We start from the raw sequence: 15,804 nt of genomic DNA, 5'->3' as shown, positions 1-15,804 counted from the left end.
CCGCGCCGCTCAGCGCAGCACTTCGACCAGCGCGACCCAGGAGACGAGGATCGCGCCGACGATCGCGAGGAGGGCGCCGGCGGCGGCCACCGCAAGAGCGGCCGGCTGCGCCGCGAGCGCGAGCACACCCGCGGCGAGATAGGCGACCGCGGGAACGAACCCGAGGAGCGACTTCGCCCATCGTGCGCCGTCGCGCGGATCCCGGTCGGCGGCGAGCACCCGCGCCGTGGCGATCTGGAATCCCAGTGCGATGAGGGCTGCCGCCACGACGAGACCGCCGAACCACAGCCCGTCGATGCCGGGCACGAGCCCCAGGGCCGAGGCGATGAGCGCCACGACGAGCATCACGATCGCCGACCCGAGCCGAGCCGTCAGGGGGCGGGAGGCGACGATGTCGCCGATGTTGACGCTCGCCGCGACGATGACCAGGCCCGCCAGAGCGGCCGTGGCTCCCGTCATCGCGACGTTGAACTCGCTCCACTCCTGCAGGAACCCGCTCATGACGTGCACTCTAGCGACGTCGTCACATGAGCGGGAGGGCATGGCCGGCTCCGTAAGATGGAGGTCTGTGTGCGGCATCCGTCCGTGCATCCGGGGAGTTCCATCGTGGCGCTGATCGTCCAGAAATACGGCGGGTCGTCTGTCGCGGATGCCGAGGGCGTCAAGCGCGTGGCGAAGCGCATCGTCGATACCCGCCGCGCCGGCCACGACGTCGTCGTCGCCGTGAGCGCCATGGGCGACACGACCGACGAACTGCTCGAACTCGCGACCGAGGTCGCGCCCATCCCCGCCCCGCGCGAGCTCGACATGCTGCTCTCGAGCGGCGAGCGCATCTCGATGGCGCTGCTGGCGATGGCGATCCATTCGATGGGCTTCGAGGCGCGATCCTTCACGGGCAGCCAGGCGGGCATGATCACCGATGCCACGCACGGCGCGGCGCGGATCGTCGATGTGACGCCCGTGCGCCTGCGCGAGGCGCTCGACGAGGGCGCCATCGTCATCGTCGCGGGCTTCCAGGGGTTCAACCGCGACACGCGCGACATCACGACGCTCGGCCGCGGGGGCACCGACACGACAGCCGTCGCGCTCGCCGCGGCACTGGATGCCGACGCCTGCGAGATCTACAGCGACGTCGACGGTGTGTTCACCGCCGATCCGCGCGTCGTGCCGAAGGCGCGCAAGCTGCGGGTGGTCACGAGCGAAGAGATGCTCGAGCTGTCGGCAAACGGTGCGAAGGTGCTGTACATCCGCGCCGTCGAATACGCGCGTCGGCACGGCGTGCTCATCCACGCGCGCTCGACCTTCAGCTCGGGCGTCGGGACCTACGTGCTGGGACCGGGAATGACGCTTCCCGACGGCGAAAAGGGAGAACAGATGGAAGAGCCGATCGTCGCGGGAGTCGCGACGGACCTCAGCCAGGCCAAGGTCACCGTCGTCGGCGTTCCCGACGTGCCGGGCAAGGCCGCCGAGATCTTCAAGGTCGTCGCCAAATCCGGCGCCAACGTCGACATGATCGTGCAGAACGTGTCCGCGGCGACCACCGGACGCACCGACATCTCGTTCACGGTCCCCAAGATCGAGGCGAGCGTCGCGCTGCGCGCCCTCGCCGCGGAGCAGGCCGAGGTCGGATTCGAGAACCTGCTGCACGACGACCAGATCGGAAAGCTCTCGGTCGTCGGCGCCGGCATGCGCACGCACTCGGGCGTCTCGGCGACGCTGTTCGAGGCGCTGTCGATCGCCGGTATCAACATCGAGATGATCTCGACGTCCGAGATCCGCATCTCGGTCGTCGTCAGCGGCGACGACCTGGCCGAGGCCGCTCGCGCCGTGCACACCGCCTACGACCTCGACGGCGAGATCGAAGCGATCGTCCACGCCGGAACCGGTCGCTGAGCCACCCGAGAGGACCCGACACCATGACCCGCATCTCCGACTCCGGAGTATCCCTCGCCATCGTCGGCGCCACCGGACAGGTCGGCACCGTCATGCGCGAGATCCTCGTCGAGCGCGACTTCCCGATCCGCGAACTGCGCCTGTTCGCCACGGCCCGCTCTGCGGGCACGTCGATCGACTTCGGCGGCACGACCGTCATCATCGAAGATGTCGCGACCGCCGACCCCGCAGGCATCGACATCGCGCTGTTCTCGGCGGGCGCGACGGGCAGCCGCGCGCACGCCCCGCGCTTCGCGGAAGCCGGCGCGGTCGTCATCGACAACTCCAGCGCGTGGCGTCTCGACCCCGACGTTCCGCTCGTGGTGAGCGAGGTCAATCCGCACGCGATCGCCGAAGCCACGCGCGGCATCATCGCCAACCCGAACTGCACGACGATGGCCGCCATGCCGGTGCTGAAGGCCCTGCACGCCGAGGCCGGGCTCGAGCGCCTCATCGTCAGCACGTATCAGGCCGTCAGCGGCTCGGGTCTCGCGGGTGCGCAAGAGCTGCTCGGCCAGGTCGAGGGCGTCCTCGCGCAGGGCGATACGCTCCGGCTCGTGCACGACGGGTCTGCCGTCGACTTCCCCCAGCCGGAGAAGTACGTCGCCCCCATCGCGTTCGACGTCATCCCGCTCGCCGGTTCGATCGTCGACGACGGCGAAGACGAGACCGACGAAGAGAAGAAGCTGCGAAACGAGAGCCGCAAGATCCTCGAGCTGCCCGAGCTGCGTGTGGCGGGCACGTGCGTGCGCGTTCCGGTGTTCACGGGGCACTCGCTGAGCATCAACGCCGAGTTCGCGCGCGACATCTCGCCCGAGCGCGCCCGCGCCGTTCTCGCCGAGGCGCCCGGTGTCGCGCTCGACGAGGTGCCCACGCCGCTGCAGGCCGCCGGCAAGGACCCCAGCTTCGTCGGCCGGATCCGCGCCGATCAGTCCGCGCCCGAGGGCAAGGGGCTTGCGCTGTTCATCAGCAACGACAACCTGCGCAAGGGCGCCGCGCTCAACACCGTGCAGATCGCCGAACTCGTCGCCGCGTCGCTCCGCGACGGCGTCGGAGTCTGAGCGGTCGGGGCGTGCACGCGGGCGCGCCTAGAATCGTATGGTGACCGAACCCGTGGATGTCGTTCTCGTCGGCGGTGGCATCATGAGTGCCACCCTGGGCACGCTGCTGTCCGAGCTGCAGCCTGACTGGAAGATCGTCGTCGTCGAACGACTCGGCGACGTCGCCCTCGAGAGCTCGAACGCGTGGAACAACGCCGGCACGGGCCACGCCGCGCTGTGCGAGCTGAACTACATGCCCGAAGGGCCCGACGGCACCGTCGACCCCGCCAAGGCGATCGCGATCAACGAGCAGTTCCAGCAGAGCCGGCAGTTCTGGTCGACGCTCGTCGATGAGGGCGTGCTCGATGCCCCCTCGACGTTCATCAATCCCGCGCCGCACATGACGTTCGTGCGGGGCGAGAAGGATGTCGCCTACCTCAAGAAGCGCTACGAGGCGCTCAAGGATCAGCCGCTGTTCGCGGGGATCGAGTACAGCGAGGATTCCCGCGTCATCAACACGTGGGCTCCGCTGCTCATGGACAAGCGCGTCGCCGGCGAGCCGTTCGCCGCGACCCGCGTGCCCGCCGGCACGGATGTGGACTTCGGCGCGCTCACCCGTCAGCTCTTCGACCACCTCCGCGACCGCGGCGTCGATGTCGTCACGAATCACGAGGTGCGCAGCATCCGTCGCCGGAAGGACGGCACGTGGCGCCTGAACTGGCGCAACACGATCGGTCACACGCCGGGCTTCACCGATGCGCGCTTCGTGTTCGTCGGGGCGGGCGGCTGGGCGCTGAAACTGCTGCAGTCCTCGGGCATTCCCGAGATCTCGGGATACGGCGTCTTCCCGATCGGCGGACAGTTCCTCAAGACCACGAACCCCGCGATCGTCGCGCAGCACAAGGCCAAGGTGTACTCGCAGGCCTCGGTCGGTGCGCCCCCCATGTCGGTGCCGCACCTGGACACGCGTGTCGTCGACGGCGAGGCATCGCTCCTGTTCGGCCCCTTCGCGACCTTCAGCCCCAAGTTCCTCAAGAACGGCCGCATCACCGACATCGTGGCGCAGGTGCGCCCCGGCAACCTCTGGCCCATGATGAAGGTCGCGATCGACAACCCCTCGCTCATCACCTATCTCGTCGGCGAGCTGATGAAGGACCACGCGAAGAAGGTCGACAGCCTGCGCACCTTCATGCCCACCGCGAAGGACGAGGACTGGACGCTCATCCAGGCCGGCCAGCGCGCACAGGTCATGAAGAAGGACCCGAAGAAGGGTGGCGTCCTGCAGTTCGGCACCGAGGTCATCACGGGCGCGGACGGCACGATCGCGGGTCTGCTCGGGGCGTCGCCCGGAGCGTCGACGGCCGTCTCGATCATGCTCGGACTGCTCAAGACCTGCTTCCCCGAGCAGCTGCCCGCGTGGGAGGGCCGCCTGCGCGAGCTCGTGCCCAGTTACGGCGAGACCCTCAACACGCGACCCGACGTGGCCGAGGCATCGATCGCCGAGACGGCCGAAACGCTCTCCATCCTGGCCTGACACCCGCACCGTGAGGCTCTGGTCGCTGCACCCCGAGATGCTCGACCGGGTCGGCCTCGTCGCGTGCTGGCGTGAGGCGCTTCTCGCACAGAAGGTGCTCACCGGCGCGACGGTCGGCTACACGCGGCATCCGCAGCTCGAGCGCTTCCACGCGTGCGCCGAGCCGATCGATGCGATCGGCCACTTCCTGCAGGCGCTGTGGGCCGAGGCGACCGCCCGCGGATACTCGTTCGACCGCACGCGGATCCTGCGCCCGGATGCCGCCACGCCCGGCATCACCGTGACCGACGGCCAGCTCGCCTATGAACACGGGCACCTGCGTGCGAAGGTCGCGATGCGGGATGCCGCGTGGCTGCCGCGCGTCGGAGAGGTGCCGCGCCCCGCGCCGAGCTTCCGCGAGGTGCGCGGGGGCATCGCGTCGTGGGAGCGCCCGTAGGGGATCCCTGCGTCGACCGTCGCGTCGCGAGGCGACCTCGGCGCGACTACGCTCGGCACGTGGCGAAACTGTACTTCCGATACGGGGCGATGAACTCCGGCAAGTCGACCGCACTGCTGCAGGCGGCGTACAACTACGAAGAGCGCGGTCAGCGCGTGCTGCTGGCCAAGCCCGCGATCGACACGAAGGACGCCGACCACGTCTCGTCGCGCCTGGGGATGTCCCGGCCCGTCGACTTCCTCATCCGTCCCGACGACGACCTCCGGGCGCTGTTCGCCGCTCATCGCTCGCGGCTGCGCCATGACGCGGTGGAGACGCTCATCCCCGATGCGTCGATGTCGGGCCGCGCGGCCGATGTCGCGTGCCTCCTGGTCGACGAGGCGCAGTTCCTCACGGCCGCGCAGGTCGACGATCTGCTGCGGATCGTCGTGCTCGACGGCATCCCGGTGCTCGCGTACGGGATCCGCACCGACTTCCGCACCGAAGCGTTTCCGGGCTCCCTGCGGCTGCTCGAACTCGCGCACAGTCTCGAAGAGCTCAAGACCATCTGCCGCTGCGGACGAAAGGCGCTCTTCAACGCGCGGCTCGTCGGCGGGCGGTTCGTGTTCGACGGCGACCAGGTCGCGATCGACGAGCTGTCGAGCGACCGGGTGACCTACGAGTCGATGTGCGCCGAGTGCTATCTGAGCGAGTCGGGAGGACGGCTCGGCTGACGGGGCAGGAGATGTCGACACGCCGCCTCCGCCGGCTACTCGATCCAGATCCGGGCCGCCTCCACGCTGCTTCGCAGCACGGACACGACCCGCATCTAGGCTAGGGGGATGCGCGTTCTCCTCGCCGGCGGAGCCGGCTACATCGGAACCCACACGGCGGTCGCCCTGCTCGATGCCGGCCACGATGTCGTGCTGCTCGACGACCTGTCCGGAACGAGTGCCGTCGCCGCCGAGCGCGTCGCCGAGATCTCGGGCCGTGCCGTGCCTCTCGTGGTGGGGGATGCCGCCGACGATGTCGCCGTCGAGCAGGTGTTCGCCGACCACGGCCCGATCGACGCGATCGTGCACCTCGCGGCGTTCAAGGCCGTGGGGGAGTCGACGCAGAAGCCGCTGGAGTACTACTCGAACAACCTCGACACGACCTTCGCGCTGCTGCGCGCGGGCCTCGCCCACGGTATCCGCTCGTTCGTCTTCTCGAGCACGGGCACGGTGTACTCCGACCCGGCCGATCTGCCCTTCACCGAGCAGTCGGCGACGAGCGTAGACCTGTCGAACGCGTACAGCAAGTCCAAGCGCATGAACGAGGTCGTGCTCGCCGACGTCGCGCGGGTGCATCCCGAGCTGAACGTCACGGTGCTGCGGTACTTCAACCCGGTGGGGGCGCACCCGTCGGGACTCATCGGCGAGGATCCCGCCGGCATCCCCAACAACCTCATGCCGTTCGTGTCGCGCGTCGCGATCGGCTCGCTCGATCGCATCGGCGTGTTCGGAGACGACTACGACACACCCGACGGCACCGGGCTGCGCGACTACATCCACGTCGTGGATCTCGCCGAAGGGCACGTCGCGGCTCTCGAGAAGGCTGAGCCGGGCTTCGCCGTGTTCAACCTCGGCACGGGCGTGCCCGTGAGCGTCCTCGAGCTGATCACGTCGTTCGAGGCGGCGGTGGGTCGCGAGCTGCCTCGCGTCATCCTGGAGCGTCGCCCGGGCGACGTCGCGGCGACGTACTGCGACCCGACGAAGGCTCGCAGCGAGCTGGGCTGGCAGACGCGGCTCACGATCGACGATGCCTGCCGCGACTACTGGAATTGGCAGACGAAGAACCCGCAGGGGTACGCGTCGGTCTGAGCCGTCATGCGGGCCGCGCGACGGGTTTGCGCGCCTTCGCGGGCTTCTTCTTGGGCGCCTTCTTCGAGGACGCGGCGGGCTTGCGCGGCGGGAGCGGCACGAGCATCGAGGTCGTGCGCTTGTACTCCGCGTACGCGGGGTACTTGGAGGCCGAGATCGATTCTGTGAACATCGTCGAGCCGATGAAGAGCACCGTGAGCAGCAGTGCGCCCACGATCGTCCCGTTGACCGCACCTCCCCACAAGCCCAGACCGGATGCCACGGCCGCGGTGGCGCCCATCGCATAGACCATCCACCACTGGGCCTGTTCGGCGAAGAAGTTCGGGTGGCGGCTCCAGCGGAACAGGCCGGCCGTCAGGAACCCGGGCTCGAGGTGGCCGCCCGCGCGCTTCTTCCGCGCGTGGAAGGCCCACTGCTGCTGGTCGGCGACCGTCTCGAACACGAGGAAGCCCGCGAACGCGACGGCGAAGACGCCGTCCCAGATCGTGAACGGCGCCGGATGCTGCCACGCGATGTATGCGGGCAGCGTGATGAGCACGAGCAGCGCGTTCTGGTAGAGCACGATGAAGAAGAGGTTGAACAGCTGGAACTGCCAGGGACGCATCCGCGCGCGCAGGATCGCCCAGCGGTAGTCCTCCATGCCGGTGTACCCGCCCTTGCGCGCGAAGTTGAACGTCAGCCGGGCACCCCATGCCGTCACGAGCACCGCCATGACGATCAGGCGCGCGGCGTCCTCTCCCGCGGCGATGGCCGCCCCGGCGAAGATCCACACGTAGACGACCGGCACGATCGACCAGAGCCGGTCGACCCACGAGGTGTCCTTCGTGATGAGCGAGGCGATCCAGCAGAAGGCGCATACGGCGCCGGCGACGATGAGCGTGACGACGAGCGGATCCATGGCTGACACTTTAGGGCTTGCATGTGGTCTGACCACGCGCTAGCGTGGTCAGACCACAAACGCAACGGAGCTCCGCATGTCCTCGTCCCCGACCACGCCGGCACTTCCCGCCGCACGCGCGTGGCGGCTCGTTCTCGAGACGATCGAGTCCGATCTGCTCGAGGGCCGTCTGCATCCGGGGGATCGTCTTCCGCCCGAGCGCGAGCTCGCGGCATCCCTCGGAGTCGGTCGATCGAGCGTCCGTGAGGCGCTGCGCGTGCTCGAGGTGATGGGACTCCTGCGCACGGCGAGGGGCTCGGGGCCGACGGCCGGTGCCATCATCACGGCGACGCCGAAGGGCGGCATGTCGGTGCTGCTGCGCCTGCAGGTCGCGGCGCACGGATTTCCGCTCGATGACGTCGTCGCGACGCGTCTCGTGCTCGAGGCCGCCGTCGTCGAGGCGCTCGCGTCCGCTCCCGATCGCTCGCTCGCCGAGGCGCACGAGATCCTCGACGCGATGGAGTCCGCGGATCTGACCCCGGCCGAGTTCCTCGCGCTCGACGCTCAACTGCACCTCGCGCTCGCCGAGGCCTCGGGCAATCAGGTCATCGCCGCCACGATGGCGGGGCTGCGCACCGCGATCGAATCGTACGTGCAGCAAGGCGCCGAGCAGATCCTCGACTGGGATGCCACGGCGGCGCGCCTGCGCGACGAGCATCGGGCCATCCTCACCGCTGTCGATGCCGGGGATGCCCCGCTCGCGCGAACACTCGTCCACGACCACATCACCGGTTACTACGCTCACGCGGGCTTGGCCCGCACGAGCCCCTGAAAGGCGCACCATGGTGAAACGCCAGCTTCCGCGGCCCAGCGAGCTGCTCGAGCTCATGCAGTTCAAAAAGCCCGAGCTCGACGGACGCAAGCGCCGGCTCGACGCCGCGCTCACGATCGCCGATCTGCGCACGATCGCCAAGCGCCGCACGCCGAAGGCCGCCTTCGACTACACCGACGGCGCGGCAGAGGGGGAGTTCTCGCTCTCACGGGCACGGCAGGCGTTCGAGGACGTCGAGTTCCACCCCGACATCCTGCGCCCCGCCGCCGAGGTCGACATGTCGACCGAGATCCTCGGCGGTCCCTCGGCGCTGCCCTTCGGCATCGCGCCGACCGGCTTCACCCGCCTCATGCAGACCGAGGGCGAGACGGCCGGAGCGGGGGCGGCCGGGGCCGCCGGCATCCCGTTCACGCTGTCGACCCTCGGCACGACGTCGATCGAAGACGTCGCCAAGGCGAATCCCCACGGTCGCAACTGGTTCCAGCTGTACGTCATGCGCGATCGCGAGATCTCGTACGGTCTCGTGCGCCGCGCCGCCGAGGCCGGGTTCGACACGCTGCAGTTCACCGTCGACACCCCCGTCGCGGGTGCTCGTCTGCGGGACAAGCGCAACGGCTTCTCGATCCCGCCGCAGCTCACGATCGGCACGATCATCAACGCCATCCCGCGTCCGTGGTGGTGGATCGACTTCCTCACGACGCCGAAGCTCGAGTTCGCGTCTCTGTCGACGACGGGCGGAACGGTCGGCGAACTGCTCGATGCCGCCATGGACCCGACGATCAGCTACGACGACCTCGCGGTCATCCGCGACCTCTGGCCCGGAAAGATCGTGATCAAGGGCGTGCAGAACGTCGAGGACTCGAAGCGACTCATCGACGCCGGCGTCGACGGGATCATCCTCTCCAACCACGGCGGGCGCCAGCTGGACCGGGCTCCCGTGCCGTTCCACCTGCTGCCCGAGGTCGTGCGCGAAGTCGGCGCCGACGCGACCGTCATGATCGACACGGGCATCATGAACGGCGCCGACATCGTCGCCGCGATCGCGATGGGCGCGAAGTTCACGCTCATCGGCCGCGCGTATCTGTACGGGCTCATGGCGGGCGGACGCGCGGGCGTCGACCGGACGATCGCGATCCTGCGCGACGAGATCGAGCGCACGATGAAGCTCTTGGGCGTCTCGTCGCTCGCCGAGCTCGAGCCGCGGCACGTGACGCAGCTCACGCGGCTGCTGCCGCTGGCCGGCGGTCCCGCGGCAGCCGAGGCCGGGGGCGCACCGCGTGTGCGCGCCGCCTCGCACGAGGCCAAGACCCCGGCCTGACGCTCGCAGGCGGGGACGCCGATGTTGATGCGTCGCGCTGCGCCGGCGTAGCTCGGGTCGCGTTACCCGGCGTAGTTCGGGTCGCGCTCCCGAAATCTGCGCGCGCTACCGATGTGGCGGGTCGCGCCGCCGCGCAGAGTTCGGGTCGCGCTACCGAATCCTGCGTACGCTCCCGATGTGGTGGGTCGCGCTACCGAAACCTGCGTGCGCTCCCGATGCGGTGGGTTGCACTGCGCGGCAGAGTTCGGGTCGCGCTACCGAAACCTGCGCGCGCTACCGATGTGGTGGGTCGCGCTGCGCGGCAGAGTTCGGGTCGCGCTACCGAATCCTGCGTACGCTCCCGATCTGAGTGGTCGCGCTACCGAAACCTGCGCGCGCTACCGAGAGAACGATCGCGGCGGCAGGTTTTGGTAGCGCGACGGTGGCAGGGGAGCGCGACGGTCGCGGGGTAGCGCGACGGTGGCGGGGTAGCGCGACGGTGGTGGGCAGCGCGCGGCTGAGTGGGCAGCGCGCTGCTGACGCGCCGCGCGCGCGAGAAGTGAGCGGCGCGTCAGCGCGGGGGCAGTGTGGGGATCAGCTCGTCGAGCAGCGCCGCGGTGTCTTCCCAGCCCTCGACGGCGCGGCACTCGACGCCCATTGCGAGGACGGGGTAGTCGTTGCCGTCGGGGTCCAGGCGATCGCCGACGAAGAGCATGTCCTCGAGCGGGATGCCGGTCTGCTCGGCCAGCTGCCGCATGCCATAGGCCTTGTCGATCCCGCGATGCGTGATGTCGACCGACGTCGAACCGCCCGAGCGCACTTCGAGATCGGACAGGCGCTCGGCGACGGCGGCGCGCAGCGTGTTCTTCTTCTCGCCGGTCGGATCCCATGCCGTCTTGGCCTCGAGGGGAGCGCGCTGCCCGAGCGCCGAGAACGTGATCTGCGATCCGCGGTCTTCGAGGATGTCTCCCCAGGGGTCGGGTTCCCACAGGCCCAGGCGGCGTGCTTCGGATTCGACCGCGGCGAGTGCGCGGGTCTTCTCGTCGTCGGTCAGCGCGTGGGCGTAGACCGTCACGACGCCCTCCGGCGCGAGCCGGTAGTACTGCGTGCCGCACGTGGGCAGCAGGTGGAAGGCGTCGAGGCAGCGATTCGCGGCATCCGGCAGTCGATCGATGACCTGGGCCGTGAACTGGGCGAGCTGGCCACCCGAGATGATCGCCACCTCGACGCGCTCGGCGAGAGCGACGAGCAGGTCGCCGATGCGCGGATCGATCGCGCTCTTGGACGGTGCGAGGGTGTCATCGAGGTCGAAGGCGACGAGACGGACGGTCACTGCATCCTCCGAGAAAGATCTGGTCGGGGTGACAGGATTTGAACCTGCGGCCTCTTCGTCCCGAACGAAGCGCGCTACCAAGCTGCGCCACACCCCGTCGCCGCTCGCACGGCAACCCCACGAGTCTACCCGATCGGCGAGAGTGCTTCGAACGCCGTCAGCCGCGCGGCAGAAGCGTGAGCAGCGACGCTTCGGGACGGCACGCGAATCGCACGGGAGCGTAGATCGAATGCCCCAGGCCCGCGCTCACGTTGAGGGGAACGACGCGTCCGTCGTGCGCCCAGGCACTGAGCCCGCGCGCCTGATCGAGGGGGATGTCGCAGTTGGCGACGAGGGCGCCGACTCCGGGCAACCGCACCTGCCCGCCGTGCGTGTGCCCCGCGAAGAGCATGTCGGCACCGAGATCGGTGAACGCGTCGAGCACGCGGCGATAGGGAGCGTGCGTCACGCCGATCGTGAGATCGGCCGTGCCGTCCGCGCGCAGTTCGTCGAGGCGTGGAGGCAGGGCGCCGAGCCGGTCCCAGGAGCGGTGGGCATCACGCACGCCGAAGGCGTCGATGCGCAGATCGCCGGCATGCAGAGATCCGGCGTCGTTGTTCAGGTCGAGCCAGCCGAGGTCGTCGCGCAGATAGGCATCGAGCGCCGCGGTGTCGAGGTCGACCTCGGTGCGCGTGATCTTCGAGGGGCCGCTGAAGTACTTGAACGGGTTGCGCGGGCTCGGCGCCGTGTGGTCGTTCGAGCCGTGCACGAAGACACCCGGCACGCCGCGGAGCGGGTCATAGGCACGGCGGATGCCGCGCAGCCCGTCGGCGTGCCCGAGGTTGTCGCCCGTGTCGACGACGAGATGGGGTTCGAGCTCGGCGAGCCGGGCGATCCACTGCTGCTTGCGATGCTGCCAGGGCGCCATGTGGGCGTCCGAGATGTGCAGGATGCGAAGGGGTGCGGCATCCGGCGGAAGCAGCCGCAGTTCGTGGGTGCGCAGCGTGAACAGGTACCGCTCGATGCCGATGCCCCACACTGCGGCTCCGGCGCCGAGCGCCCCCACGATCCCGAGGGTCGCGAGAGCGCTCGAGCGGGCCGAGCCGATCAGCACTTGCGGGCGGCGTAGTTCACGGAGACGGCCGAGTTGCGGTTCAGGACGGTGCCGGCGGCGGGGTCGGTGGCCGTCACGCGTCGTCCGTCGCCGTCGATGTCGCCGTTCTCGGTGCACGTGCCGTCGGAGACGTTGCCGAAGCCCGCATCACGCAGTCTTCCCTTGGCTTCGTTCAGTGATGCTCCGCTGACGTCGGGCACGGCGACACCCTGCCCGTTGCTGGGTCGGATCGTGACCGTCGTGCCGGCGGGTACCCGGCCTGCACCGGGGTCCTGCTGGGCGACGGTGCCTGATGCCTCGGTGCCGTCGACGGGGTCGCCGACGTTGACCGAGAAGCCTGCTCCTTCGAGCTCGGCGCGGGCCTGATCGACCGACATGCCCACGACGTTCGGGAGGTCGCGCAGCACCTGGCGCGTCAGCTCGCCGTATTCACGCGAGAACTGGTCGCCGCCGTAGAGCTGGTTGGCAGCGAACTGGGTCTGCCGCGCCAGGGGGTAGCGCATGTCGGACAGGCGGTAGCCGTTGGCGTACTTGCGGAAGATGTCGCCAAGGCCGTCGCTGTTGCCGACCCACGCCGCCGTCGAGACGCGCGTCGAGGACTCGACCATCCAGGACTGGACTTCTTGGTGCGTACCGGTCTTGCCGAGCACGGGGGCGTTGCGCGGGTTCGCGCCCGAGCCCGTGCCGCCGTTCATGACGCCAGCGAGGGCAAGGGCCGCGGTCGAGGCGACCGCCGGCTCGAGCACGGTCGTGCACGTGCGCTCGGGGATCGGCAGTTCGACGCCGTCGAAGTCGACGACGCGGTCGATGACCTTGGGCTGGCAGTAGACGCCGTTGTTGGCGACCGTGCCGTACGCACCGGCCATCGCGACGGGCGAGATGTTGTCGTCGCCGATGACCTTGTTGGCGCCCGACATCGTGATCGGTTGCCCGTTACCGGTCTGCACGCCCATCTTGGTCGCGATCTTGGCGATGTCGCACAGGTCGAGCTGCTCGGCCATCGCGAGGTAGCCGGAGTTGAGCGACGTCGACGTGAACCGCATCGGCGTGCCGACCCAGCCGCCGGCATTGCCGAAGTTGCCGATCTTGTGGCGCTCCATGTTGACCCAGTCGCCTGTGCACGAGTTCGTCATGCGCGGGAAGACGCGGTTGACGCCGTTGATCGTCTCGTTGACCGACTTGCCCGCCTCGAGCCAGCCGAGGAGCGTGAAGATCTTGAACGTCGACCCCGCGTTGAAGCCGCCGGACTTGCCGGTCACGTGGTCGCCGGCGTACACGAGCGACGAGAAGTTCGGGTCACCCACGACGTTGGCCGCCTCGCTGAACACCGTGTTCTGGGCGATCGAGAGGATGCGGCCGGTCGTGTTGTCGATGCTGACGGTCGATGAGCCCAGCATTCCGGTCTGGGGGTTGACCCAGCCCTCGACCGAGCTCGGCACGATCTCACGCATCGTCTGCTCCGCGGCGGCTTGCATGCGCGGGTCCATCGTGATGTAGACCTTGAGGCCACCGCGCTGCAGCGTGCGCATGCGGTCGTCGGGGGTCTCGCCGAACGCTTCGTCGGCGAGAATCGTGTTCTTGACGTACTGGCAGAAGTACGCGGCGCCGCCAGCCGCGGCGCATCCGATCGTCGGTTCGTGGATGTTCGGCGTGATCGGCTCGATGACGGCGGCGACATAGTCGTCGTACGTGATCTTGCCGTCGCCGAGCAGGCGGCTGAGCACGTACAGCTGGCGGCCCTTCGTCGCGCTGTAGGGGTCGGCCGCCGCGACGTACTGCTCTTCGGTGATCGTGCCGTCGTTGAGGAGGGCCTTGAGTGGGCCGAACTGCCCCTCGTCGATGTCGTCGATGATGCCGTCGGCCGCCTTGTTGTAAGCGTTGCCGTCGCGGTCGAAGATCGATCCGGCGGGCCTGTCGATGCGGTACGTGTTGGGGTTCTGCACGATGCCGGCGAGCGTCGCCGACTGTGACACGTTGAGGTCAGCTGCCGAGACGCCGAAGTAGAAGCGCGCGGCGGCGTCGATGCCGTAGGTGGTGCCGCCGAAGTTGGCGATGTTGAGGTAGCCGAGCAGGATGTCGTTCTTGGAGTACTTCTGCTCGAGCGAGATGGCGTAGCGCATCTCCTGCAGCTTGCGCTGGATGCCCTCGGCTCCCTGTGCCGTCGTGGCATCCGTCCAGCAGTCCGTGAGCACTTCTTCGCGAGACTTCTCTTCGGTCGCGGTGGCGTTGGCCTCGCAGCGCTGCACGAGCACGTTCTTGACGTACTGCTGGCTGATCGACGAGCCGCCCTGCGTCTCGCCGCCGCCCTGCACGTTCGACAGCACGGCGCGCGTCGTGCCGATGAGGTCCACACCGCCGTGCTGGTAGTAGCGCGGGTCTTCCGACGAGAGGATCGCGTCGTAGAAGACGGTCGCGACCTCGTTGAACTCGACGGGGGAGCGGTTCTGGTCGTAGAACTTCGCGAACTCCTGCTCCTCGCCCGTCTCGGGGTTGGTGACGATGAGCGTCGAGGGGAGCATGAGCTTCTCGATGTCCAGAACGCTCGGCAGGTTGTCGAACATGTCGAGCGCACTCGATGCCGCAGCGCCGCTGACGGCGATGGCCGGGGTGACGGTGGCGGTCACGAGAAGGCCCGCGACAGCGCTCAGACCGACCAGACCCGCGAGGCCGCCGAGCACACCGGTGGCCGTTCGTTTCGTTCCAGGCATAGGGTTGATCGTAAGGGAGCTACCTGAGGTTTCCCCCGACGGCGCGTGCGCTTTTGCCGCTGCGATCCGGTCTTCCACCGCTGTTCTTCTGCCATCGAGGAGTCCGTATGACGACGTGGGAGTACCTCACGACGCCCCTGCTCATCCACAACACCGCTGCGATCCTCAACAACTGGGGCAAGCAGGGCTGGGAGCTCGTGCAGGTCGTGCCGGGTCCCGAGGGCGGTCTCGTCGCCTACTTCAAGCGTCCCACCGGCGGCGGCGCCGCCAATGCGGGACTGGATGCCGCGGCCGCCGCCGCGACGCAGTTCGAGGGAGCCTGACCATGACTGTTTCCACCCGACTCACCGAGCTCGGCATCGACCTGCCCGAGGTCGTCCCGCCCGTCGCGGCGTACGTCCCCGCCAAGGCGCACGGCGACCTCGTCTACACGGCCGGTCAGCTGCCGATCGTCGCGGGGTCGCTGCTGGCGACCGGCAAGGTCGGAGAGGGTGCCGGCCTGGTGGCGGCATCCGATGCTCAGGGCTACGCGCGTCAGTGCGCGCTCAACGCGATCGCGGCGGCCGCGGCCGCCGTCGGCGGCGTCGACCGCCTCTCGGGCGTCGTCAAGGTGACCGGCTTCGTCGCCTCGGTGCCCGAGTTCACCGGCCAGCCCGGCGTCATCAACGGCGCGAGCGAGCTGCTCGCCGAGGTCTTCGGTGACACGGGCGCTCACGCCCGCTCGGCCGTCGGCGTGTCGGCCCTGCCGCTGGACGCTCCCGTCGAGGTCGAGGTCGTCTTCTCCGTCGCCTGACCCCCTGACCCTCTGACCGCGAGACTGCAACGGGGCGCCGAAACCGCGGGGTTACCCCGCTGTCTCGGCGCCCCGTTGCAGTCTCGGC

15 protein-coding genes and 1 tRNA gene are annotated in these 15,804 nt (G+C 69.0%); 10 read left to right on the top strand and 6 right to left on the bottom strand.

The features are described from left to right. Positions 1-9 precede the first annotated feature (9 nt). Positions 10-501: a hypothetical protein gene (locus ACWIBS_RS02550; RefSeq protein WP_376125589.1), complete on the bottom strand. Its 492-nt coding sequence runs from the start codon at positions 499-501 to the stop codon at positions 10-12. 105 nt (positions 502-606) lie between these two features. Here ACWIBS_RS02550 and ACWIBS_RS02545 point away from each other — a divergent pair, with 105 nt between their 5' ends. From ACWIBS_RS02545 to galE, 6 genes are all read left to right on the top strand, one after another. Beyond that, positions 607-1,893 carry an aspartate kinase gene (locus tag ACWIBS_RS02545; RefSeq protein WP_376125591.1) on the top strand — a complete coding sequence of 429 codons (1,287 nt, stop codon included), beginning with the start codon at positions 607-609 and terminating at the stop codon, positions 1,891-1,893. A gap of 23 nt (positions 1,894-1,916) precedes the next feature. After that, on the top strand, positions 1,917-2,993 hold the full coding sequence (locus ACWIBS_RS02540) for an aspartate-semialdehyde dehydrogenase (protein WP_376125594.1): 1,077 nt from the start codon (positions 1,917-1,919) through the stop codon (positions 2,991-2,993). Positions 2,994-3,030: 37 nt separating this feature from the next. After that, complete coding sequence (locus ACWIBS_RS02535; protein ID WP_376125596.1) at positions 3,031-4,506, top strand: malate:quinone oxidoreductase; 1,476 nt, start codon at positions 3,031-3,033, stop codon at positions 4,504-4,506. A gap of 10 nt (positions 4,507-4,516) precedes the next feature. Next, positions 4,517-4,942: a pyrimidine dimer DNA glycosylase/endonuclease V gene (locus ACWIBS_RS02530; RefSeq protein WP_376125599.1), complete on the top strand. Its 426-nt coding sequence runs from the start codon at positions 4,517-4,519 to the stop codon at positions 4,940-4,942. 59 nt (positions 4,943-5,001) lie between these two features. Beyond that, positions 5,002-5,655 (top strand): thymidine kinase, encoded by a 654-nt coding sequence (locus ACWIBS_RS02525; RefSeq protein WP_376125602.1) that lies wholly within the window; start codon positions 5,002-5,004, stop codon positions 5,653-5,655. A gap of 108 nt (positions 5,656-5,763) precedes the next feature. Continuing rightward, positions 5,764-6,783: a UDP-glucose 4-epimerase GalE gene (gene galE, locus ACWIBS_RS02520; protein WP_376125605.1), complete on the top strand. Its 1,020-nt coding sequence runs from the start codon at positions 5,764-5,766 to the stop codon at positions 6,781-6,783. Between the two features lie 4 nt (positions 6,784-6,787). On the opposite strand, the gene ACWIBS_RS02515 is transcribed toward galE, so the two are convergent. Then, a complete protein-coding gene (locus ACWIBS_RS02515; protein WP_376125608.1) occupies positions 6,788-7,681 on the bottom strand; it encodes a DUF1295 domain-containing protein in 894 nt (297 codons plus the stop codon). A gap of 76 nt (positions 7,682-7,757) precedes the next feature. On the opposite strand from ACWIBS_RS02515, the gene ACWIBS_RS02510 reads away from it, so the two are divergent. Continuing rightward, complete coding sequence (locus ACWIBS_RS02510) at positions 7,758-8,492, top strand: FadR/GntR family transcriptional regulator (RefSeq protein WP_376131330.1); 735 nt, start codon at positions 7,758-7,760, stop codon at positions 8,490-8,492. Positions 8,493-8,502: 10 nt separating this feature from the next. After that, positions 8,503-9,810 carry an alpha-hydroxy acid oxidase gene (locus tag ACWIBS_RS02505; protein ID WP_376131333.1) on the top strand — a complete coding sequence of 436 codons (1,308 nt, stop codon included), beginning with the start codon at positions 8,503-8,505 and terminating at the stop codon, positions 9,808-9,810. Positions 9,811-10,360: 550 nt separating this feature from the next. Here ACWIBS_RS02505 and ACWIBS_RS02500 read toward each other — a convergent pair. The 4 genes from ACWIBS_RS02500 to ACWIBS_RS02485 form a co-directional block, all read right to left on the bottom strand. Then, positions 10,361-11,122 (bottom strand): HAD-IIB family hydrolase, encoded by a 762-nt coding sequence (locus ACWIBS_RS02500; RefSeq protein WP_376131336.1) that lies wholly within the window; start codon positions 11,120-11,122, stop codon positions 10,361-10,363. Between the two features lie 20 nt (positions 11,123-11,142). Continuing rightward, positions 11,143-11,219, bottom strand: a tRNA-Pro gene (locus ACWIBS_RS02495). A gap of 60 nt (positions 11,220-11,279) precedes the next feature. Beyond that, positions 11,280-12,209, bottom strand: coding sequence for a metallophosphoesterase (locus tag ACWIBS_RS02490; protein WP_376131348.1), 930 nt, complete (start codon positions 12,207-12,209; stop codon positions 11,280-11,282). Continuing rightward, on the bottom strand, positions 12,209-14,923 hold the full coding sequence (locus ACWIBS_RS02485) for a transglycosylase domain-containing protein (protein WP_376131339.1): 2,715 nt from the start codon (positions 14,921-14,923) through the stop codon (positions 12,209-12,211). The genes ACWIBS_RS02490 and ACWIBS_RS02485 overlap by 1 nt, the downstream gene beginning before the upstream one ends. Positions 14,924-15,030: 107 nt before the next feature. Between ACWIBS_RS02485 and ACWIBS_RS02480 the strand changes: the two genes are divergently transcribed. Both ACWIBS_RS02480 and ACWIBS_RS02475 read left to right on the top strand, forming a co-directional pair. Next, positions 15,031-15,246, top strand: a complete 216-nt coding sequence (locus ACWIBS_RS02480; RefSeq protein WP_376131342.1) for a hypothetical protein — start codon at positions 15,031-15,033, stop codon at positions 15,244-15,246. A gap of 2 nt (positions 15,247-15,248) precedes the next feature. Continuing rightward, the gene (locus ACWIBS_RS02475; protein ID WP_376131345.1) at positions 15,249-15,716 is read left to right on the top strand and encodes a RidA family protein; all 468 of its coding nucleotides are present in this window, start codon (positions 15,249-15,251) and stop codon (positions 15,714-15,716) included. Positions 15,717-15,804: the final 88 nt, after the last annotated feature.

Source organism: Microbacterium sp. NPDC055442 (genome assembly GCF_053644215.1).
This window is presented reverse-complemented; position numbering and strand designations above follow the sequence as displayed.